Source organism: Citrobacter sp. RHBSTW-00524 (assembly GCF_013747755.1).
Classification (GTDB): Bacteria; Pseudomonadota; Gammaproteobacteria; order Enterobacterales; family Enterobacteriaceae; genus Citrobacter; species Citrobacter braakii.
Genome location: NZ_CP056421.1, coordinates 4,183,792 through 4,204,484 on the forward strand (window position 1 = coordinate 4,183,792; position 20,693 = coordinate 4,204,484).

Consider the following 20,693-nt stretch of genomic DNA (forward strand, 5'->3'; position numbering starts at 1 on the left):
TAAAACCACCGTTAAACCGGTGGTTTTAATTTTATTGTGGTCGTTTTTTTATAACAATCTCGATACCACTTTCCGCAAATGGTGTGCGAGTTTGATCAAACCGAGGGAGACCAGACAAATAGCTATGATTTAGTAATTCAATTTTCTGAACGTCATGATTTGCGGTTATCGTCTGAATCAATTCCAATACATTTATCGATACCGGTGACCAACTACTTTTCTTGAAGATACTGAAAGTATGCTTGTGATCGGTATTAAAAGTCGATGGCCATACTTTTTGTTCATACATATCTTCGTCAGGAACAGTAATAATGAGATGACCATTTGGTTTAAGCACTCGCATCCAGTTATTGATAGCAATGAACGGGTCAACCACATGTTCCAGACAGTGTGCAGAATACACAAAATCAAAACTATCATCACTAACATTATCTAAGTATTGGGCATCACCTTGCGGTAAGTCATAGACCGTCACCGTTCTCATTAGAGGGAAAAGCGAGTGGTAAATCCCAATACTGTCCGGTCCTCCACCTATATCCAAACCAGCGCCAACAAACCAACGAGAAGTAAACCGTGCATCCATAAGTCGACGATTTACAGACATACTGGTCGTCCCCACAACGCCCCGGTTAATCAGAAACTTACTGGTAACATCCCCAGGTAAAATGAGTGGTTTAATCGCTTCACCAGCTAAACTATGAGGCCATAAAACTGCGTATCCAGTATCTTCAGGATACCAGTGCAAGGAGTGTGTATCGGCAAAACTCTCTAATAGTCCAATAAATTCATTAGCACGATCAAACCCATGATCGGCATATTCTGGTAAAGTACCACTTGTCACGGCAAAGTCTTTCAAATATATTCTGCAATCATCAATAATAACGATCGCATTATCAATTTTGCCTTCCAGAATTCGCAACTCGTTAATTAGTGGCAAGCGAATATCTTTATCCCATTCGTCACTGCGATAGTGTTCATTGCAGTAATCTGAACCAGGATAATGAGCATCCAGAAAAATGAGACTACGGCGGCTCCTCAAAATATCATTGACCGCTTCCGAGTTCAGAAATGATAAGCTATCATCCGGACAAACTGTAATATTTTCATTTTTTTCTTGTAGTGCTTTTTCATACAATGGCTGATATATCTCACAGGACAACGCATAGTGAAAACCTGCCGACAATGCCATACGACATGAGTTACCAATACCATACCCAGTTTCAACCAAATGCGTCACCTGGTATTTTTCAACTATTTTGCGTAAAGGAAAACGACCTAAAAACCCCATAACCACTCCATTTAGAATATTTAATCATAGAAATACTTAAGAATTTTTCACATAATCATCAGAACTCAAAAATAATTGAATCTGATGCCAAAAATATTCGGCGGTAACCTTCTTCATGCACCGATATTTTTTATCATTCGGACACCAGACAGAAAATTCATCACCTCGTGGACGTGTAAATTCTTTGCCCAGTTTGTTTTTAACGAATTGCGGACTCATGATAAGGTGACCGCATTGACCAAACTGACATTCTGTATCAATACCCATAGCATTCCACCCATACCGACCATTCCTGTAGGGCAATCGGTAACTGGCCGGAATAATAGAGTACAACGCGCAAATAGCAATTGAAGTGAGTCCAGCAAGTGCGACAGGACCAGAATCACAAGCAACCAGTAGCTGACACCGCTCCATCAAATAAATCATCTCAAGCATAGAGAACTGATTAATGCAATTGATAGCCTCCGGGATATCTATATCCATCATCTTCTTCTCTTGATACTTATTATTATCGCTGCCAATAATGACAACTTTCCAGCCTGCAGCAATAAAGTATTTCGCGAGTTGATTCCATCCCTTTTCGGTCCACGTCCGGTTTGGAGAGCCTATATTGGGATGTAATAAGACTGTTTTTTCTTTCTGCAAATAATGATTATGAATAAAATCATTGACGTTTTTCTTATCCAATGACGCCAATGAAATCATAGGCTGCTTATTACACAAGGAATGATTATGAATACTATCACCGATAAAAGCATCCGTCATATGTTCAGATGCTACTATATCCTCCCAGTGGCCAAGGAAATGAAATTTATTTTCCTGACGCGCAATCGCAATATCAATATAAGCATCTTCTGTCAGCGCATTGATATCCCAATACTGTGCCACCACAGGACTTGAAGCGATAAGGTCATGATACAATTTGTGTGCAATAAAGATAAAATCCTCATCATGACATTCTCTAAATGCAGTGAGGCAACCCAACGCGTAGATCGCGTCCCCCATCGACCCAGGACAATAAAATACCCTTTTCTTAAACGAACCGGGTTTAACACCAACTAACTCATTTACATGATAAATTTTCTTATTGCTAAAGTTGATGTGACCAGCGTACTTATCAGTATCTTCTGGTAACTCTGTTGTTAGAAAAAATAGAATACTTTTCTCTGGCGCTTGATATAGTTCATCTGAAAAATATCCGGCAATGGCTAAAGGTAATATTTGTAGAACCTTTAAAAAATTAAGAGTGATTAACTCAGGGAGTTTGATAGCCTTGCATCCCAACTGACGTAATATTTCACCATCGACTTCACCCTCTTTCTTTTCGCGGAAGAGAAGGATTTTATCTTCAGAAATTGCAAATTCATTGATTGCATGCTGAATAACGTCCACAAGCGCTTCTTGATGTTGTTTTTTCAGCGAGGGAAAGCGAGGTGAGGTGCTGAGTAATAGTAGAGATGACGAGCTTATCTTTCGTAATTGAGAATAAATACCATTTGGTATCTTGAATAGTTCCAGAAAATCCGTTATTTTATTTTCATCGATTGCCGGTACATTACCACAAGGCAATTTCTTTGAATTTTTGAATGAGCTATTCTCTTGTAGATAATAAGTTGTTGTTAACACTTTATGCCAGGCATATCCGGCGGCAATATTCCACTCATCTTTTGGCATATTATGATTATTATTTAATGCCATACTTATGGCATTACCATATCCAGTGACCAATTTATTAAATAAATTTACAGGGATTTTTTCAAGTGCAGAAGCAGCAACTAGCTCGGCTATCTCTCCTTCATAAACATGAAGATGGATTAGCGACCGAAGAGAGTTTAATCTCATCAACAACGGAATAAGTAAGTCATAGCTTTCAGCCAGCGCCGCATGGATATCTAGTGCTGTTGGCGAGAGCTTAGTTAGTACATGTGATATTTTATCCAGCGCAGGCAGTAGTGTGGATTCATTATATTTAAAAACAATATTTGAATTCTTTTCCAGCCATTTTTCACTCAATTTATCAGAACAAATAAATAATATATTAACTACTCCATCCATATCTTGAATAAAATTAGACATTTGAAGCGGCAGCGTAACTTCTTTAGTTTCAATGAATAGTCTTATTTTCATATTATTTTACAGGTTTTGATTTTGGTTGGTAATTACCTCAATAATCGAGGTGGTGGATATCGATGGCGTTCTGGGAAAATAGACCACTTCGCACAGGTACGACAAACTATCAAAGCGCCCTGCCCAGTCATCGCCCATCACCAGCGTATCGGCGTTAAACTGACGAATATAGTCCGCTTTTTTCTCCAGCGACTCTTCGAGAAACACGCTGTCCACACATTTCAGCCCGGCAACAATCCCCATGCGATCGCTTTGGCTGTAAACCGGCATCCGGCCTTTTTTCTGCATATTTAGCGCATCTGAAGAGATACCGACGATCAGTCGCTCCCCCAACTGTCCGGCACGTTGCAGAATACGCAAATGCCCGATATGAAAAACATCAAAGGTGCCGAAAGTAATGATCGTTTTCATACTACTCCCAGCGTCTTCTGTCTTAGCCAGCATTGTGCGGCAATTTCATCTACGGCTTTTTGCTCTTTAACCAGTGCCTCATTGCTCAGTTCATCGCGCTTATCATCGAGCGTCATGGCGACAATTTTCTCTTCACATGCCGCTGACACCAGGTTTTTCTGAATACGCTGCTCTTTGATTTTAGCCAGCGTTTTCTCCTGCTCTTGCCAGGCAATAACCGTGCGCAGCGTGCCTTTATATCCGGTCACATTTTTGAGCGATTCAACGCAAGGCACCTCCACGCCGGTGCCGGTTTTTTGAATCAGGTAGCCCAGCGCTTTGATATTATTGTCAAAACCGATGCAAACTTGTTGCTGTTTAGCCAGCTGTACCGTCATATCTTTGACTGATTTATCCCGCAGGCGCTGCAGTTGCGCCAGGGTATCGATAATTTGCCGCATGATTATTTACCTTCCGTTTTCTTTGCCTGCGGGAAAAGGGTCTGTAAGCGGCTTTGCACCAGCTCCAGAGAGGCCGGTTCACTGACTTCCTGGCGCAGAAAACGCTCAATGGCGGGGAACACTTTGACGGCCTTATCCACGCCGGGATCAGCTCCTGCAACATATCCGCCCAACGGGATCAGCGGCTTAATTTCCATATAGGCGGCATAGTTCTGTTTGAGCAGGCGGGCCGACTGCTGGTGCGCGTGGGGCGTTACCTGGGTCATGCATCGACTGATCGACTGCCCGATATCAATAGCCGGATAATGTCCGGCCTCCGCCAGCTTACGGGTCAGAACAATGTGCCCGTCCAGCACCGCACGCGCGCAGTCGACGATCGGATCCTGCTGATCGTCTCCTTCCGCCAACACCGTATAAATGGCGGTCATTGACCCATCGCTTTCACTGTTGCCAGCGCTTTCCACAAGCTTTGGGATCATGCCGAACGCCGACGGTGGATAGCCTTTCGTCGCCGGAGGTTCACCCAGTGATAACGCAATCTCGCGCTGCGCCATGGCATAACGGGTTAACGAATCCACCAGCAGCAAAACGTGATGTCCGCGATCGCGAAACCAGGCGGCAATAGAGTGGCAAAGCTCGGTGGCTTTCAAACGCATTAACGGCGACTCATCCGCAGGCGCCGCCACGATAATTGATTTTGCCAACCCTTCCGCGCCCAGAGCGTGATCGATAAACTCCTTCACCTCGCGGCCACGCTCGCCAATTAACCCCACCACCACGATGTCGGCCTTGGTCTGGCGGGTGATCATCCCCAGCAGTACGCTTTTTCCCACGCCGCTGCCGGCCATCAAGCCCACGCGCTGGCCTTTGCCGATAGTTAGCAGACCGTTGATTGCTTTAACGCCAACATCCAGCGGTTGGTTCACCGACCGACGCGTGAGGGGGTTAATGGAAGGTGCCTGAGGCGGCAATACGTCATTGCCCGTCAGACGCCCTTTGGCATCCAGCGGTTCGCCCAGGCCATTAACTACTCGCCCCAGCCAGCTTTCGCTGATCAGGATCTCCTGGGTTTTTTCTTCGGGGAAAACGCGCGCCCCCGCCATCAGTCCGACGGGATGCTTGAAGGGCATCAGGTAGGTGATATCGCGGTTAAACCCCACCGCCTGCGCGTCGATCAACGTATGGTCGGCGCTTTCGACGCGGCACAACTGGCCGGTCGCCAGCGGACAGCCCACGCTCTCCAGCAAAATGCCGTTTACGCGCACCAGTCGCCCGGCAACCCGGGCTAAAGGGATCGACTCAATGGAACGCAGCGCGTTGTCAACGCTGGACAGGTCACTCACCCGTCGGCTCCGGCAGAAGCGACTCTTTGAGCGCCGACATACACTGGTCGAGTCGATGTTCGCAGCCAATATCCAGCTCGGATTTATCGGTAATCACCCGACACTCGCCCGCCTGTAGTTCGGGTGTTGGGGTCAGCCCCCATTCAGTGACCTTCTCCGGGGCAGCATCTTTGATACGGTTAAATTCTTCATGACTTAGCAGGACCTGTAGCGACTCAGGCATCGCAGGAAAGGCCGAAATCGCCTCTTCAACCAGCGACAGTAACTGCGTCGGTTGCAGCGCCAGCTCGCAACGAATCACCTGGCGAGTGACCTTTTCAACCAGTTGCAGCAGGTCTTCCCGCTGTTTACGCTGAATGTGCGCCAGGTAGTCGTTCACTTTGCCAGTGATGGCTTCCAGCGGTTGCGCTGCTTGCTCAAACTGCTTACGCCCTTCCTGTTGCCCGGCCAGGCTGCCTTCAGTGTATCCCTGACGACGGCCTTCATCGTGCCCCTTCTGATGACCTTCCTGAAAGCCCTGCTCCTGACCTTCCGTCATCCCCTGTTCAAAGCCTTTTTGCAGGCCTTCCTGGAAGCCGTCCATCAGTTGGCGCTGATAATCCGCAGGCGTGATCCCCGGCGTGAGCTGTTCAGCCTGCAAATGGCGCTGGCGAGGAGGAAAGCGGTGCAGTCGGTAACGACCACGAATGGTTTCAATCGCCATGTGTTACTCCGCCGTCTGTTCAGCAAACAGCTGTAGCTGAATTTCACCCGCTTCCTCAAGCTCGCGGGCAATCCCCATGATTTCTCGGCGGATCTGTTCAATACGGCTCACCGGAACCGGACCCAGGCGCGACGTTATCGCCTCCAGCTGTTGTACCTGACGCTTAGGCATCACGGCATAAATCGACCGGCGCAACAGCGCTTCGGTACCTTTCAGCGCCACAGCCCAATCTTCCATCGGCACTTCATCAAGGAGACGACGGCGCACCTCATCACTTTGGCGGCTCAGAATAAAGAAGTCGTACATTTCGTCCTGCAACTGCTCAAGAACATCTTCATCGCGTTCACGAAGCTGATCGAGGATCACCTGTTGGTTACCCTGGAAGCGGTTAACGATATCCGCGGCCTGCTTGATCCCCTTCACTTTCGAACCATGTTCGGACAGCACCGACAGCCCACGTTCGATCAACCGATCCAGCTCATCCACAACATCGCGATTCACATCGTTGAGCTTGGCAACCCGATAGAGGATCTCGTTTTGCACCGACTCATTCATGTAAGACAGTACCGTGGCCGAGATCTCCGGCGTCAGGAAGGCAAGGAAGACGGCCTGCAATTGCAAATGTTCTTCTGAGATCAGTATCGCCAGCTGGCGCGGTTCCACCCATTGCAAACGCGCCATCCGCGAGCGAATCTCATCACCATAAATGCCGTTGATCACGCTGCTGGCGATTTCTGTTCCCAGCGCTTTATTGAGGATCCCTTGCAGCATGGAACGCGAGGCACCGTTGATGCCGCTCTGCTCGCGGAACTCATCAAAAAAGTTATTGATCACTTTTTTCGCCATGCTGGTTTTCACGCCAGACAGACGTGCCATATTTTCACTCAGACGAACCACCTCTTCACGGCTGAGCTTTTGCATCACCGTGGCTGCCGCCTCCTCGCCCAGACACAGCAATAAAATTGCGGCCTGTTCCAGGTAGCTGTTGTTACTGCCGTTATTTATTGTCAATTCGCTCATTGCTGGTAATCCATTGTCTGAGAACTTCAGCTACGCGATCGGTGTCGCTCATCGCCAGTTTTTGCAGGAACTCCAGCTTCACTTCCAGGCCGGAACTCTGCGAAGGCAGGCTGTCGTCACCAGGGAAAGAAGGCAGTTCGATATTTTTGCGTTCATCTTCAGCAGCCGCAAAATGGGGCTTGTCCGCAGGGATCGCGATCGGTGCGGCGTCCAGCGCCAGTTCAGGCGTAGAGGTCCGGCGGCGCTCGACAGTCAAACGTTTCATGACCGGGCGCACGATAAACAGCAGCAGCAGTAACGCCAGCAGGCCACAGCCAATTAAGCGAACCCAGGCCAGAATGCTGTCATCCTTCCATAAAGGCAGCGTCGGCTCGACGGGGATCGACTGCGGCACAAAGTTGAGCAGGGATAAGGACAGATTGTCGCCACGCTTTGCATCAATCCCGGCAGCGTTATTCAACAGCGTCGTCAGCTGCGTGGTTTGTTCCGGTTTCCAGTTCTTTAATGCCGGCGCGCTCTGGTTGAGGACTATGGCCACATTTAAACGTTTGATATCGAATCCAGGGTGCTGGATATGTTCAACGCTACGGTCCCAGGAGTAGTCGCGTTTGTTCTCGCTATGTTTTGACAGCGCGGCTGGCTGGCGAGAATCCTCAGGCGTCGTCCCTGTGGCGCCATTTCCCACCGGGTTTGCCGCCAACGGTGGACGATTGCTCAGCGAGCCGGGGATCCCTATGGCGATTTGGTTGGTATCACTATCGAGTACCGTTTCTTCACGATTAACCTTCGGCGTGTCACCGTAATGCTCCTGGGTTTCATCGATATTGCTCAGATCGAGATCCGGCATCACGCTCACGCGGTAGTTGCCGGTTCCGACCAGTGAGTCGAGGACATTGGCGAGACTGGCGCGGGTCTTATCCTGAATATCTTTGAGGATCTGGTCGCGCTTACGCGTCGCCGCAGAAACAGCTTCTCCCGCGCCAATGCCGTCGGACAGTAAATTCCCCGCCTGGTCGACAACGCTAACCTTCGAGGCATTCAAATTGGGCACACTGCCGGACACCAGATGCACAATGGCATTTACCTGGTCCATATCCAGCTTGCTGCCATAATGCAGACGCACCACTACTGAAGCGCTGTTTTGCGGCTCATCGCTGACGACAAATGAACTCTCTTCATTCAGCGCCAGATGCACGCGGGCGCTCTCGACGGCGTCCAGCGTCATGATGCTCTGCGCCAGTTCACCTTCCAGGCTCCGCTTATAGCGGACGTTCTGCACAAACTGACTGGCGCCCAGCACTTCGTCTTTGTCCATCAGCTCGTAGCCGCTGGGCAGCATGGCTTGCACGCCTTTCGCCGCCAGCGTCATCCGCGTTTTCGACAGCGCCTCTTCCGGAACCAGAATTTGCCCGCTTTGCGGGTCGATACGATATTCCAGCTTTTCACCATCCAGCACGGTGACGATTTGTGAAACCGGGAGATGTTCCTGACTACCGTACAGCGAAACATAGCCGTGATTGCTGTTCCACAGCACGCTGACAATAATGGCAGTCGCCGCAATGGCCGCTGCCGCCAGTAACGCCAGACGTTTATTACCATCCAGGCGAAAAGAGAACGAGGGTAAAAACTGAGTGAGTTTTTTTATTAATTCATTCATAGCGTTAGACTGACATGCTCATCAGGTCATTGAATCCGGAAGCGACTTTATTTCTGACCTGAACCAGAGCAGAAAACGATAACGATGCCTGCTGACTGGCAATCATGGCCCCCGCCAGGTCGTCGCTTTTCCCCATCTCAATGGCCGTTTGTTTTTGCTCTGCGACCTGCTGAAATTGATCAACATGATTCAGCGCGCCTTGCATGACGTGGTCGAACGAGACCGGAGATGATGCCGACTGGGCGCCCACGGCGTTAATCTGCATCGGCGAAAGGACAGGCGCCTGAGCGACCGCTTTCATCTGCTGCATGTCCTGCATCATTTGCGTCTGCATCGTACTGGCTGGGGCTATCGTATTTATGCTCATGACCTACTCTTAAAATTAAAAAAGCGTTCTCGCTACCACAAACTGATTCAGGAAAAGATCTCTATTCCCTGTTTTCGCATTGACGCCAGACGATAACGAAGCGCGCGTGGGGTAATGCCTAATAAATCAGCAATTTTGGTTTTATTACCCTGATATTTACGCATCAGGTCAGCGATATATTGATACTGCGCGCTACGGCCATGCTGCCCCAGATTATCGCTGGTCGTTATTGGCATACTGGGCTTTGGCTGCCATTGCGGTTCGCTCCAGGAATCAGATTCAATGGATGGCAGACCTAAGGTATCGGGATAAATGACACCATCACGATTCAGGATCATTCCCCGTTGGATAGCGTTCTCAAGTTGACGCACGTTCCCCGGCCATTCGTAGCTGAGTAACGCCCGGCGTGACGATTCAGAAAGCTTGATATTTTTAACCAGTACCGTGGAGTATTTTTTGATAAACGACTCCGCCAGCGGAATAATGTCTTCCATACGCTCGCGCAGCGGCGGCATCGTCAACGGAATAACTGACAACCGATAATAGAGATCTTCTCTGAAGCGTCCTGCAGCCACTTCTTCTTCAAGATTTTTATTGGTACAGGCAATTAAACGGAAGTTCAGTTTGATTAAACGATTACTGCCTAAGCGCTCAACCTGTTGCTCCTGCAATACACGCAATATTTTAGCCTGTAGCGCTAAAGGCATATCGCCAATCTCATCCAGTAATAATGTACCGTTATTGGCTAATTCCATTTTCCCCGGCACGGTCGCCACTGCTCCGGTGAATGCCCCTTTGTCATAACCAAACAACGTGGCTTCGAGCATATTTTCAGGGATAGCGGCACAGTTCACCCCGATATAGGGGGCCTGTGGCTCCTGCGCAAACGTAATTGAATGGATAAATTTGGCGATACATTCTTTACCAGTACCGGTTTCACCATGGATAAGCACTGGAACATTAAACGCAGCAATACGCCTTGCCATTGAAAAAACATTGATACTGGAGGCTGCTTCGGCAATAAGTTCAAACATGATTATTTTACACTTAGAAGTAAAGTTAACATCCGTTACGAGAAATATACAAATCATTCCAAAGCACAATCATCGAATAATAGATATCGCCCGTGCCATGTTTTAATCCCATCCTTGCTCATGTTTTACCGCCCCATCAAAGGGCAGCCCTATCGAAGACTATTTCAAAATAGGGTTTTTCCTAAAAAAATAGTAACACCGGTGCCTTTAACAATCTTAAATTAAAAGATAATAAAATTATTATTTCATAAAAAACAACAAGTTATGGATTTAGAGGTATGAAACCAAGGCACACAAGACGTGCCTTACCAAGGTAAGAGGATTAGCGGGGAGCATCACGTATACGTAATTAATTATTTTTTAATTATAACCTGACACCATTAATAACTTGCAGAGGAGAGAGGTAAAATATCTAATGTCCAGCCCTACATCAGAGACGAGAGTAGGTACTGCATTTCATATCTAATGGACTTCAACAATATGAGAAAGCGTCAAGGATGAACCATAAATTAAATGGAGTAGTATTTTCTTTTATAACCGCGGGATTTGATATCAACTCATCCGCCCCAGAAATTACAGCTGAGAAAGCGTACCATGCTGAAATATAGTCAAACGCCCGGAATATTTAAACTTGAAGGCAACCGGCTTGGGCGTCCTTATCATCGTCTGCCGACTATGTTTACGGGTAATTTTGATACAATTGAATCACATCTCGGAAACTATTTTCTGAAAAAACATCGCACAAATATAACACTCAGAAAAATACAATGTGAGATGGACGTTATCAATAAAAGCGCTGAGTTATTAGTCTCGCAGGTTGGACATTTGGCTTTTGATATCGATCGCGCATTATTGTTAATGTTATTAGGTAACTTTTATGGCCTGACTTCATCGCTTGCGGACGAAAATTCAGAAGATGATTTACCAACCAAGACGGAAACCCGGCTGAGAAGCAGGCTGGCGCTGGATATTAGCAATATCATCTTTAATAAAAACATATCAGGCATTCCGCTGACGCTTAAACCTGACAGCAGTACTGTACAAACACATTGGGCTTATCAGCTCACTTTTGTTTTAGGTGATGAGGAGAATTGCAGTTTCCGCATCTTACTGGACGATTCCCATACCGATTACATTCTGAATTTAATCCGCCGTAGCGAGCACGGCGAGAAGAAAAAGCAGGTTGATAAAGCTAACGTTGAGATGCGTAAAAAAACGCTGATTAAAGAAATCATTCATACGCTGCCGCTGACCATGAACGTCAAGATTGCAGAAATTCCCCTCAATGTCGCCGACCTGACGACAATTAAACCCGGGGATATTTTACCTATCGCAATGCCTGAAACTTTCCCTGTTTATATTGGGAAATCCGAATTATTTAATGCCCTGATCGTAGAGGACAAAGACAAACTGTTTTTATCCGAATTAACGAGCAAGACGGAGAAATCCTATGAGTAAGCCAGAAGATATTTTAGAGCAAGGTTTCGAGTTAGCGCCCGAAACAACCACGCCAACGGCACCGTCGGCAACAGAAACGTTGGTGGCGCGTTTAGAAGACCGCTTTTCCGAGTCGATGTCATTACTCAAACGTATTCCGGTCACGCTAACGCTGGAAGTGTCATCCGTGGAAGTGATGCTGTCCGATCTGCTGAACATTGATGACGATACCGTCATTGAGATGGACAAGCTTGCCGGTGAACCGCTGGATATTAAGGTTAATAACATCCTGCTGGGCAAGGCTGAAGTGGTGGTGGTCAATGAAAAATATGGCCTGCGCGTCCTTGAATTCAACACGCATGAAATCAACGACCTGGCACCATGAAACGCGCACCAACCCTCACGCTCATACTGGGTATCTCATTACTCATCCTTTCTCCCTTTGCCTGCGCGCAAGGGGGAGATATCCCGTTGCTGAATGTGATTTCACACGGTAATAGCCAGGAATACAGCGTAAAAATCCAGGTCCTGATCCTGATGACCCTGGTGGGCATTCTGCCAACCCTGGTGCTGATGATGACCTGCTTTACGCGTTTTATTATTGTTCTCTCCCTGCTGCGCCAGGCGTTGGGGCTACAGCAAACGCCACCCAACCGCATACTGATAGGCATTGCGCTGTCGTTAACCATGCTGGTGATGCGTCCGGTCTGGATCAACATTTACGACCACGCGGTTGTGCCTTTTGAAAACGATCAAATCACACTCCCTGACGCCCTGAGTACTGCCGCCTCGCCCCTGAAGCGCTTTATGCTGGCGCAGACTAACAAAAAAGCGATTGCGCAGATCATGACGATCGCCAACGCGAAAGGTAATGCAGCCGATCAGGATCTCTCCATTATCGTCCCGGCGTATGTGCTGAGCGAACTTAAAACCGCCTTCCAGATAGGCTTCATGATTTACATCCCGTTCCTGGTGATCGACCTGATCGTCGCCAGCGTGCTGATGGCGATGGGGATGATGATGCTGTCCCCGCTGATCGTTTCCCTCCCCTTTAAGCTGATGCTGTTTGTGCTTATTGACGGCTGGGCGCTGACCGTCGGTACGCTGACCTCCAGTATTCGCGGTCTGGGACTGGGCTAACGGAGATCGGATATGTTAACCATTGATGTAGCCGCAGATATCGTCGCCAGCGGCATAAAAGTCGTGATCATTTTAGTCTGCGTGTTGGTCGTTCCCAGCCTGCTGGTGGGGATGCTGGTCAGCATTTTTCAGGCCGTTACGCAGATTAACGAACAAACGCTCAGCTTTTTGCCCAGGCTTATCGTCACCCTCGCAGTTTTGGGCATTAGCGGAAAATGGATGATCGTCCAGTTAAGCGATCTCTGCGTGCATCTGTTCACTCAGGCCGCCATTCTGGTGCACTGACATGCGCGAAACAGACGTTACACAGTTAAGTAACCTGATACTGGGCATGTGGTTTCCATTCGTGCGCATTATGGCGTTTATTCACTACGCGCCGGTACTGGATAACGCGGCGCTCACGGTGCGAATACGCATTATTTTGTCCCTGGCGCTGGCCTTTATCATTACGCCGCTTATTCCCCATCCGGTTCCTGACAGCCTGCTGTCGATCAACAGCATTATTTTGACCGCAGAGCAGTTTCTGTGGGGCATGCTTTTCGGCCTGATGCTGCAGTTTTTATTTTTAGCGCTGCAGCTGGCGGGCCAGATCCTCTCTTTCAATATGGGGATGAGCATGGCGGTGATGAATGACCCCAGCAGCGGCGCATCAACGACGGTACTGGCGGAGATGATCAACATCTACGCGGTGATCCTGTTCTTTGCGATGGATGGGCATTTGCTGCTGGTGAGCATTTTATTCAAAGGCTTTACTTACTGGCCGATTGGTAATGCGCTGCATCCACAATCTTTGCGCACCATTTCCTTGGGGCTGGGCTGGGTGTTTGCCGCGGCCACCCTGCTGGCGCTACCGACAACCTTTATCATGTTGATTGTCCAGGGCTGCTTTGGCCTGTTGAACCGCATTGCGCCTCCGCTCAACCTGTACTCGTTAGGTTTTCCGATCAACATGCTGGCGGGTCTTGTCTGCTTTGCGACTCTGCTTTACAACCTGCCCGACCACTATTTGCACCTGGCAAATTTCGTTTTGCAGCAACTTGACGCGCTCAAGGGGCACTATGGCGGATAGCAGCAGCGAAGAAAAAACAGAAAAACCCTCGGCGCAAAAACTTCGCAAAGCCAGGCAAGAGGGGCAAATTCCGCGCTCAAAAGATATGGGGCTTGCCGCCAGTCTGTTTGCCGCGTTTATGGTGATCTCCAGCAGCTTCCCCTGGTATGAAGATTTTGTCCGCGAAAGCTTTATCAGTGTGCATCAGTATGCGCAGAACATTAATGATCCGGACATTATCGGCCAGTTCCTTGAGCACCATCTGCTGATTTTAGCCAAGTTCATCCTGACGCTGTTACCCATGCCGGTTGCCGCGCTGTTTGCCTCGCTGATTCCCGGAGGCTGGCTGTTCCTGCCGAAGAAAATTTTGCCGGACTTTAGCAAATTAAGCCCGCTCAAAGGGATTGGCCGTCTGTTTTCCACCGACCATCTGGTGGACACCGGCAAGATGACGCTCAAAGCGATGGTACTGCTGGTGATGCTGTGGATTAGCGTACGCAATAACGTTGCCGCCTTTCTGGGGCTACAGGAGCTGTATTTCAAACAGGCCGTCAGCGATGGCCTGGCGCTGTACAGCAGCATCATGCGCAACTTTGTCATCCTGTTTATTTTTTTCGCTCTGATTGATGTTCCTCTGGCGAAAAAAATGTTCACCAAAGGGTTGAAGATGACCAAACAGGAAGTGAAGGAAGAGTATAAAAATCAGGAAGGTAAGCCGGAGGTACGGGCCAGGATCCGTCGCCTGCAACGGCAAATGGCGATGGGGCAAATCCGCAAGGTGGTGCCAAAAGCCAATGTGGTGATCACCAACCCAACCCACTATGCCGTGGCGCTGCAGTATGACCAGTCGCGCGCCGCCGCGCCCTTCGTTGTCGCCAAAGGCACCGATGAAATTGCGCTGTATATCCGTCAGGTGGCGGCGGAGAGCAATATTGAGATTGTTGAATTTCCTAAGCTGGCGCGCTCCGTTTATTACACCACCCAGGTCAATCAACAGATCCCATTTCAACTTTATCGGGCTATAGCACACGTCCTGACCTATGTACTGCAAATGAAGCACTGGCGTGACGGTTCACAAGCACGCCCTTCGCTGAACAGACATATTTCCATTCCAAAAGAGGTTCTTAAACTGGATGCCGAAAACAACTAAACAATTCCTCGCGCTGCTGCGTAACGGTAACATCGGCATTCCGCTGGTCATACTGTCTATCCTGGCGATGGTGATCCTGCCATTACCACCGGCCGTGCTGGATATTCTGTTCACCTTTAACATCGTGCTGGCGGTGATGGTGCTGTTGGTGGCCGTTTCCGCGAAACGCCCGCTCGAATTCAGCCTGTTCCCGACCATTTTGCTGATCACCACCTTAATGCGCTTGACGCTGAACGTAGCATCAACGCGCGTGGTGTTACTGCACGGCCATATGGGCGCAGGCGCTGCCGGTAAGGTGATTGAGTCCTTTGGTCAGGTGGTGATCGGCGGTAACTTTGTCGTCGGTTTTGTGGTGTTCATCATCCTGATGATCATCAACTTTATCGTGGTTACCAAGGGTGCCGAGCGTATCTCCGAGGTTTCGGCCCGCTTTACGCTGGACGCCATGCCCGGGAAGCAGATGGCGATCGATGCCGATCTGAACGCAGGCCTGATTAATCAGGCCCAGGCGCAGGCACGACGTAAAGATGTGGCGGGCGAAGCGGACTTCTATGGCGCAATGGACGGTGCGTCGAAGTTCGTGCGCGGTGATGCCATCGCCGGGATGATGATCCTGGCCATCAACCTGATAGGCGGCGTCTGTATCGGTATTTTTAAATACGATTTAAGCGCCGAAGCCGCCTTCCAGCAATACGTACTGATGACCATCGGCGACGGTCTGGTCGCCCAGATCCCGTCTCTGCTGCTGTCGACGGCGGCGGCGATTATCGTTACACGCGTGAGCGACAGCGGTGATATCGCCACAGACGTGCGTAGCCAACTGCTGGCCAGCCCCTCCGTACTCTATACCGCCACCAGCATTATGTTTGTACTGGCGGTGGTACCGGGAATGCCGCACTTCCCGTTCCTGGTGTTCAGCGCCCTGATGGGGTTCACCGCCTGGCGTATGAGCAAGCGCCCGAAGGTGGCTGAAACTGAAGAGAAAAATCTTGAGACGCTGACCAAAACTATCGTTGAAACCACCGAGCAACAGGTCAGTTGGGAAACTATCCCTTTGATTGAGCCAATCAGCCTGAGCCTGGGGTACAAGCTGGTATCGCTGGTAGACAAATCCAAAGGGAATCCGCTCACCCAACGTATTCGCGGTGTACGGCAGGTTATCTCAGACACTAACGGCGTGCTGCTCCCGGAAATTCGCATCCGCGAAAACTTCCGTCTAAAACCGACCCAGTACGCCATTTTTATCAATGGGATCAAGGCTGATGAGGCCGATATTCCCTCAGATAAACTGATGGCGCTGCCCTCCAGTGAAACGTATGGCGAGATCGATGGTGTTTTAGGCCACGATCCGGCCTATGGTATGCCGGTGACGTGGATTGTCCCGGCGCAAAAAGCCAAAGCGCTAAATATGGGGTATCAGGTCATTGATAGTGCCAGCGTCATTGCGACACATGTGAATAAGGTCATTCGCAACTTTATTCCCGACCTGTTTAACTACGATGATATTACCCAACTGCATAACCGCCTCTCTTCGATGGCCCCCCGTCTGGCGGAAGATCTGAGCGCGGCGCTGAATTATAGCCAGCTCTTGAAGGTTTATCGGGCGCTGCTGGTCGAAGGCGTGCCGCTGCGCGATATCGTTACCATTGCCACCGTACTGGTCGCCAGTAGCGCCGTCACTAAAGATCATATTCTGTTGACGGCAGATGTGCGTCTGGCGCTCCGTCGCAGCATTACCCATCCGTTTGTGCGCAAAGATGAGCTGGCGGTCTACACGCTGAATAATGAGCTGGAGAATCTGCTGGCTAATGTAGTGAATCAGGCTCAGCAAAGCGGCAAAGTGGTGCTCGATAGCGTACCGGTCGATCCTAATATGCTGAATCAGTTCCAGACCAATATGCCGCAGATTAAAGAACAGATGAAAGCCGCGGGTAAAGAGCCGGTACTGCTGGTCGCACCGCAGCTACGTCCTCTGCTTGCGCGCTATGCGCGCCTGTTTGCACCAGGCTTACAGGTGTTGTCATATAACGAAGTTCCGGATGAGCTGGAATTAAAGATCATGGGGGCGTTGAGTTAACCCCTGACGAGGCGGTGCCATTCGCACCGCCTTTTTGATTACAGAATGGTATTTTCCGTCAGAATACGACGAGCGCCGAGATAATGATCCTGCCAGAAGTCATCGGATAAATTGCTCACCCGAATCGTTTCTCCCGTACGCGGCGATTCAATAAATTGTCCCTGCCCCAAATAGACGCCCATATGATCGGCAATATCCCGACTGTGAATATGAAAGAACAATAAATCACCACGACGAAGGTCGCGATTAGCGACGATGGTCGCCCGCCGATAGTGATACATTTCATTCGCCGTACGTGGCAATTTTGCTGCCAGAATTTTGTTGTAGGCATAAAAGATCAGCCCGCTACAGTCAAAGCCTTGTTCCGGGCTGGTCCCGCCCCACAAATAGGGTTTACCTAACTGCTGCTCAAGACGGTGGATTGCCACTTCGGTTATGTTGTGCAGATGATCGCTACTGAGAAAATGGTCATTCTCAGCCAGCTCCTGCCAGCGTTGATCGCTCGCTTTTAGTGGCCCCGGGAACCACTCCGGGTGCTGTTTAATCAGCGTCCTGTTTTGCTGGCGCAGCGCGCTTTTACTTTGCGCATTACCTTCCACCACATAACTTGCCTGCTTTTTTACCTGCGCGTGGTACTGCTTCAGCAGCCGGGCGCGGTTACGCATGCGTAATTGCGCCGCATAGCTTAAATGGGCGTCAGATAAGAGGGGCTGAACTTTGGCGACAGACGGCGAGGACAACACAACACACAAAGACAGCAGACCCGGCAAAAAGCGTCGGGGCGCAGAGACAAAAGACATGAAAACAACACTACCTAATCAAACACGTTCGCCGCAGTCTACCGCTATTGCCGGGCATTCCATTTTAATATTCGATTATTAAATTATTAATTTTTTAAATTCAATATATTAGGAATTCTGCACTCAGAAGACTTAATGACGTGCGCTAACCCACAAAATACGTCAGTGTCTGACTGCCTTTAAGCACAATTTTCCGTATAAAGAAAATCTAAAGTGTAAACGCCGCACGAGAGACTTGCGAAAAACTCTCTGGGTGATAATGTGAGCGCTCCAGATCCAGATTTATCCGATTTGGGAACTCTTTTTGCCGTCCTGGCGTGTGTAATCGTTTTATCAAGGAATAAGCAGTATGCGTAAAATCGCATTTTTTCTTGCGATGCTTTTATTGCCGTGCGTTTCATTTGCCGGTTTGCTGAGCAGCAGCAGCCCGACTACGCCTGTCAGCAAAGAATATAAGCAGCAATTAATGGGCTCCCCCGTCTATATCCAGATCTTCAAAGAAGAGCGAACGCTGGATCTGTACGTCAAGATGGGCGAACAGTATCAATTGCTCGACAGCTATAAGATCTGCAATTATTCCGGCGGCTTAGGTCCGAAACAGCGTCAGGGCGATTTCAAAAGCCCGGAAGGGTTTTACAGCGTACAGCGCGGACAGCTGAAACCGGATAGCCGCTTTTATAAAGCGATTAACATTGGTTTCCCTAACGCCTACGACCGCGCACACGGTTATGAAGGTAAATACCTGATGATCCACGGTGCCTGCGTTTCCGTCGGCTGCTACGCAATGACCGACAACGGCATTGATGAGATTTTCCAGTTTGTCACCGGCGCACTGGTGTTTGGGCAGTCCAGCGTGCAGGTTAGCATTTATCCATTCCGCATGACCGACGCCAACATGCAGCGCCATAAGTTCTCGTATTACAAAGAATTCTGGGCGCAGCTAAAGCCTGGCTACGATTACTTTGAACAAACGCGTAAGCCACCGACCGTTTCCGTCGTCGATGGCCGTTACGTTATCAGCAAGCCGTTGAGTCACGAAGTGGTTCAGCCGCAACTGGCATCAAACTATACGCTCCCCGAGACAAAATAACGCCCACTCGCCAGGCATAATCTTTTGCCAGGTTTCATTGCCGGTTAGCGGCTGAGTGGCAATCACGGTGACCACATCATTGGGTGTGGTCTCTGAGCTAAAATCGATTTCCACATCCTGATCCAGCAGTGTCGCCACGCCAAACGGCGCACGACGGGTGATCCAAAACAGGTTGGTCGAGCAGAAAGCCATCACATAACGCCCGTCAGACAACAGCATGTTGAAGACGCCCTTCTCACGCAATTCTCCTGCCAGCATCGCGATATATTTAAACACTGCCGTCATATTGCCAGGCGTACGCGGATACCGTTCAGTCAGCTTGTGGAGCAGCCAGCAGAAAGCTTTTTCGCTGTCGGTTTCCCCGACCGGGCGGAAATTACCGGTTTCCAGCGATTTATAGCCGCTGAGCTGTCCATTATGAGCGTACGTCCAGTTACGTCCCCACAGTTCACGCGTAAATGGATGGGTGTTTTCCAATGCCACTTCGCCACGATTCGCCTGACGAATATGGGCAATCACGGAACAGGATTTGATGGGATAGTCTTGTACCAGTTTGGCGATAGGCGAATTAAAGCTGGGTTGCGGATCTTTAAACGTACGGCAACCCTTACCTTCATAAAACGTAATACCCCAGCCGTCTTTGTGCGGCCCGGTACCTCCGCCGCGCTGAACCAGCCCGGTGAAGCTAAAGCAGATATCGGTTGGCACATTGGCGCTCATCCCGAGCAGTTCGCACATACATCACCTCCACAAACGCCTTTAAGCGGGAAGGCGTAATTGTTGCAGCCAGTTTAGATTCGGACAGCGCGCAGAAACCGGAGCGTACACGTAGTACGTGAGGATTTCGGGCACTGCCCGGATTCAAAATGGCAAATAAAATAGCCTTCTTACTTCACCATCTCTTTTTCGATCAACTGGATCAGGATATGGATCACTTTGATATGAATTTCCTGAATGCGGTCAGCATAGCCAAAGTGTGGTACGCGAATTTCGATATCCGCACTGCCCGCCATTTTGCCGCCATCTTTACCAGTCAGGGTGATGACTTTCATCCCTTTCTCACGCGCTGCGGCAATCGCTTTAATCACGTTACCGGAGTTACCCGAAGTAGAGATGCCTAACAGGACATCGCCTTCGCGACCCACGGCTTCAACGTAGCGGGAGAACACATAATCGTAACCGAAATCGTTGCTGACGCAGGAGATATGGCTGACATCAGAGATAGCGATCGCCGGGTAGCCTGGGCGGTTTTCGCGATAACGTCCGGTCAGCTCTTCGGCGAAGTGCATCGCGTCGCAATGGGAACCGCCGTTACCGCAAGAAAGTACCTTACCGCCAGCTTTAAAGCTGTCTGCCAACAGGACCGCCGCGCGCTGAATGGCGTGAATATTGGCGTCATCTTTAAGAAAATTAGCCAGCGTTTCCGCCGCTTCGCTCAGTTCGTTACGAATAAGATCCTGGTACATGAGGATATCCTTCAGCATGAATGTAAATGACAAGATGCAGTGTACCGGATAGCGCTACCAGCGAGAAGTACAAGCCACAGGAATGGCTGCGGCTT

At 49.4% G+C, this 20,693-nt stretch carries 21 protein-coding genes; 8 read left to right on the forward strand and 13 right to left on the reverse strand.

Annotated features, from left to right (window positions below; all coding sequences use genetic code 11):
• Positions 1–31 precede the first annotated feature (31 nt).
• From HV229_RS20210 to HV229_RS20255, 10 genes are read right to left on the reverse strand one after another with little or no spacing between them, the layout of a single operon-like run.
• A complete protein-coding gene (locus HV229_RS20210) occupies positions 32–1,288 on the reverse strand; it encodes a class I SAM-dependent methyltransferase (RefSeq protein WP_181546246.1) in 1,257 nt (418 codons plus the stop codon).
• 36 nt (positions 1,289–1,324) lie between these two features.
• Entirely contained in the window at positions 1,325–3,415 is a 2,091-nt protein-coding gene (locus HV229_RS20215; protein ID WP_249417774.1) for a glycosyltransferase family 9 protein, read from the reverse strand.
• A 6-nt stretch (positions 3,416–3,421) separates the two neighbouring features.
• Positions 3,422–3,826 carry an adenylyltransferase/cytidyltransferase family protein gene (locus HV229_RS20220; RefSeq protein WP_016151832.1) on the reverse strand — a complete coding sequence of 135 codons (405 nt, stop codon included), beginning with the start codon at positions 3,824–3,826 and terminating at the stop codon, positions 3,422–3,424.
• The gene (locus HV229_RS20225; RefSeq protein WP_019076076.1) at positions 3,823–4,266 is read right to left on the reverse strand and encodes a flagellar FliJ family protein; all 444 of its coding nucleotides are present in this window, start codon (positions 4,264–4,266) and stop codon (positions 3,823–3,825) included. The genes HV229_RS20220 and HV229_RS20225 overlap by 4 nt, the downstream gene beginning before the upstream one ends.
• Before the next feature lie 2 nt (positions 4,267–4,268).
• Complete coding sequence (fliI, locus tag HV229_RS20230; RefSeq protein ID WP_019076075.1) at positions 4,269–5,609, reverse strand: flagellar protein export ATPase FliI; 1,341 nt, start codon at positions 5,607–5,609, stop codon at positions 4,269–4,271.
• Entirely contained in the window at positions 5,602–6,312 is a 711-nt protein-coding gene (gene fliH / locus HV229_RS20235) for a flagellar assembly protein FliH (RefSeq protein ID WP_181546248.1), read from the reverse strand. Before fliH ends, fliI begins: the two co-directional genes overlap by 8 nt.
• Positions 6,313–6,315: 3 nt before the next feature.
• Entirely contained in the window at positions 6,316–7,332 is a 1,017-nt protein-coding gene (locus HV229_RS20240; RefSeq protein WP_003838846.1) for a flagellar motor switch protein FliG, read from the reverse strand.
• On the reverse strand, positions 7,310–8,989 hold the full coding sequence (gene fliF / locus HV229_RS20245; protein WP_181546249.1) for a flagellar basal-body MS-ring/collar protein FliF: 1,680 nt from the start codon (positions 8,987–8,989) through the stop codon (positions 7,310–7,312). The genes HV229_RS20240 and fliF overlap by 23 nt, the downstream gene beginning before the upstream one ends.
• Positions 8,990–8,993: 4 nt before the next feature.
• The gene (locus tag HV229_RS20250) at positions 8,994–9,356 is read right to left on the reverse strand and encodes a flagellar hook-basal body complex protein FliE (protein ID WP_029139418.1); all 363 of its coding nucleotides are present in this window, start codon (positions 9,354–9,356) and stop codon (positions 8,994–8,996) included.
• 47 nt (positions 9,357–9,403) lie between these two features.
• Positions 9,404–10,390: a sigma-54 dependent transcriptional regulator gene (locus HV229_RS20255; RefSeq protein WP_016151826.1), complete on the reverse strand. Its 987-nt coding sequence runs from the start codon at positions 10,388–10,390 to the stop codon at positions 9,404–9,406.
• Positions 10,391–10,984: 594 nt separating this feature from the next.
• On the opposite strand from HV229_RS20255, the gene HV229_RS20260 reads away from it, so the two are divergent.
• Genes HV229_RS20260 through HV229_RS20290 form a run of 7 tightly spaced genes read left to right on the forward strand, consistent with a single transcriptional unit; the run spans position 10,985 to position 17,242 of the window.
• Positions 10,985–11,848: a FliM/FliN family flagellar motor switch protein gene (locus HV229_RS20260; protein ID WP_019076071.1), complete on the forward strand. Its 864-nt coding sequence runs from the start codon at positions 10,985–10,987 to the stop codon at positions 11,846–11,848.
• A complete protein-coding gene (locus HV229_RS20265) occupies positions 11,841–12,212 on the forward strand; it encodes a FliM/FliN family flagellar motor switch protein (RefSeq protein ID WP_016151824.1) in 372 nt (123 codons plus the stop codon). Before HV229_RS20260 ends, HV229_RS20265 begins: the two co-directional genes overlap by 8 nt.
• Positions 12,209–12,967: a flagellar type III secretion system pore protein FliP gene (gene fliP / locus HV229_RS20270; RefSeq protein WP_016151823.1), complete on the forward strand. Its 759-nt coding sequence runs from the start codon at positions 12,209–12,211 to the stop codon at positions 12,965–12,967. The genes HV229_RS20265 and fliP overlap by 4 nt, the downstream gene beginning before the upstream one ends.
• 12 nt (positions 12,968–12,979) lie before the next feature.
• A complete protein-coding gene (locus tag HV229_RS20275) occupies positions 12,980–13,252 on the forward strand; it encodes a flagellar biosynthetic protein FliQ (protein WP_016151822.1) in 273 nt (90 codons plus the stop codon).
• Position 13,253: 1 nt separating this feature from the next.
• Complete coding sequence (gene fliR, locus HV229_RS20280) at positions 13,254–14,036, forward strand: flagellar biosynthetic protein FliR (RefSeq protein ID WP_046275396.1); 783 nt, start codon at positions 13,254–13,256, stop codon at positions 14,034–14,036.
• Entirely contained in the window at positions 14,026–15,165 is a 1,140-nt protein-coding gene (locus tag HV229_RS20285) for a flagellar type III secretion system protein FlhB (protein WP_046275395.1), read from the forward strand. Before fliR ends, HV229_RS20285 begins: the two co-directional genes overlap by 11 nt.
• Positions 15,149–17,242 carry a flagellar biosynthesis protein FlhA gene (locus HV229_RS20290; protein WP_016151819.1) on the forward strand — a complete coding sequence of 698 codons (2,094 nt, stop codon included), beginning with the start codon at positions 15,149–15,151 and terminating at the stop codon, positions 17,240–17,242. The genes HV229_RS20285 and HV229_RS20290 overlap by 17 nt, the downstream gene beginning before the upstream one ends.
• A gap of 38 nt (positions 17,243–17,280) precedes the next feature.
• On the opposite strand, the gene HV229_RS20295 is transcribed toward HV229_RS20290, so the two are convergent.
• Entirely contained in the window at positions 17,281–18,042 is a 762-nt protein-coding gene (locus HV229_RS20295; protein WP_016155761.1) for a C40 family peptidase, read from the reverse strand.
• 349 nt (positions 18,043–18,391) lie between these two features.
• Here HV229_RS20295 and dpaA point away from each other — a divergent pair, with 349 nt between their 5' ends.
• Positions 18,392–19,132 (forward strand): peptidoglycan meso-diaminopimelic acid protein amidase, encoded by a 741-nt coding sequence (dpaA, locus tag HV229_RS20300; protein WP_016151817.1) that lies wholly within the window; start codon positions 18,392–18,394, stop codon positions 19,130–19,132.
• Here the strand turns inward: dpaA and HV229_RS20305 are convergent.
• The gene (locus tag HV229_RS20305) at positions 19,103–19,870 is read right to left on the reverse strand and encodes a class II glutamine amidotransferase (RefSeq protein WP_016151816.1); all 768 of its coding nucleotides are present in this window, start codon (positions 19,868–19,870) and stop codon (positions 19,103–19,105) included. The genes dpaA and HV229_RS20305 overlap by 30 nt on opposite strands.
• Positions 19,871–20,019: 149 nt before the next feature.
• On the reverse strand, positions 20,020–20,598 hold the full coding sequence (lpcA, locus tag HV229_RS20310) for a D-sedoheptulose 7-phosphate isomerase (RefSeq protein ID WP_016151815.1): 579 nt from the start codon (positions 20,596–20,598) through the stop codon (positions 20,020–20,022).
• Positions 20,599–20,693: the final 95 nt, after the last annotated feature.

Excerpts from the sequence above, each read along its gene's own strand:
- lpcA (WP_016151815.1), bottom strand. The coding sequence starts at position 20,598 with ATGTACCAGGATCTTATTCGTAACGAACTGAGCGAAGCGGCGGAAACG.
- fliF (WP_181546249.1), bottom strand. The coding sequence starts at position 8,989 with ATGAATGAATTAATAAAAAAACTCACTCAGTTTTTACCCTCGTTCTCT.
- fliR (WP_046275396.1), top strand. The coding sequence starts at position 13,254 with ATGCGCGAAACAGACGTTACACAGTTAAGTAACCTGATACTGGGCATG.
- HV229_RS20225 (WP_019076076.1), bottom strand. The coding sequence starts at position 4,266 with ATGCGGCAAATTATCGATACCCTGGCGCAACTGCAGCGCCTGCGGGAT.
- HV229_RS20265 (WP_016151824.1), top strand. The coding sequence starts at position 11,841 with ATGAGTAAGCCAGAAGATATTTTAGAGCAAGGTTTCGAGTTAGCGCCC.
- HV229_RS20305 (WP_016151816.1), bottom strand. The coding sequence starts at position 19,870 with ATGTGCGAACTGCTCGGGATGAGCGCCAATGTGCCAACCGATATCTGC.
- HV229_RS20240 (WP_003838846.1), bottom strand. The coding sequence starts at position 7,332 with ATGAGCGAATTGACAATAAATAACGGCAGTAACAACAGCTACCTGGAA.
- HV229_RS20290 (WP_016151819.1), top strand. The coding sequence starts at position 15,149 with ATGCCGAAAACAACTAAACAATTCCTCGCGCTGCTGCGTAACGGTAAC.
- dpaA (WP_016151817.1), top strand. The coding sequence starts at position 18,392 with ATGCGTAAAATCGCATTTTTTCTTGCGATGCTTTTATTGCCGTGCGTT.
- HV229_RS20260 (WP_019076071.1), top strand. The coding sequence starts at position 10,985 with ATGCTGAAATATAGTCAAACGCCCGGAATATTTAAACTTGAAGGCAAC.
- HV229_RS20285 (WP_046275395.1), top strand. The coding sequence starts at position 14,026 with ATGGCGGATAGCAGCAGCGAAGAAAAAACAGAAAAACCCTCGGCGCAA.
- fliP (WP_016151823.1), top strand. The coding sequence starts at position 12,209 with ATGAAACGCGCACCAACCCTCACGCTCATACTGGGTATCTCATTACTC.
- HV229_RS20250 (WP_029139418.1), bottom strand. The coding sequence starts at position 9,356 with ATGAGCATAAATACGATAGCCCCAGCCAGTACGATGCAGACGCAAATG.
- HV229_RS20220 (WP_016151832.1), bottom strand. The coding sequence starts at position 3,826 with ATGAAAACGATCATTACTTTCGGCACCTTTGATGTTTTTCATATCGGG.
- HV229_RS20255 (WP_016151826.1), bottom strand. The coding sequence starts at position 10,390 with ATGTTTGAACTTATTGCCGAAGCAGCCTCCAGTATCAATGTTTTTTCA.
- HV229_RS20295 (WP_016155761.1), bottom strand. The coding sequence starts at position 18,042 with ATGTCTTTTGTCTCTGCGCCCCGACGCTTTTTGCCGGGTCTGCTGTCT.
- HV229_RS20275 (WP_016151822.1), top strand. The coding sequence starts at position 12,980 with ATGTTAACCATTGATGTAGCCGCAGATATCGTCGCCAGCGGCATAAAA.
- fliH (WP_181546248.1), bottom strand. The coding sequence starts at position 6,312 with ATGGCGATTGAAACCATTCGTGGTCGTTACCGACTGCACCGCTTTCCT.
- HV229_RS20215 (WP_249417774.1), bottom strand. The coding sequence starts at position 3,415 with ATGAAAATAAGACTATTCATTGAAACTAAAGAAGTTACGCTGCCGCTT.
- HV229_RS20210 (WP_181546246.1), bottom strand. The coding sequence starts at position 1,288 with ATGGGGTTTTTAGGTCGTTTTCCTTTACGCAAAATAGTTGAAAAATAC.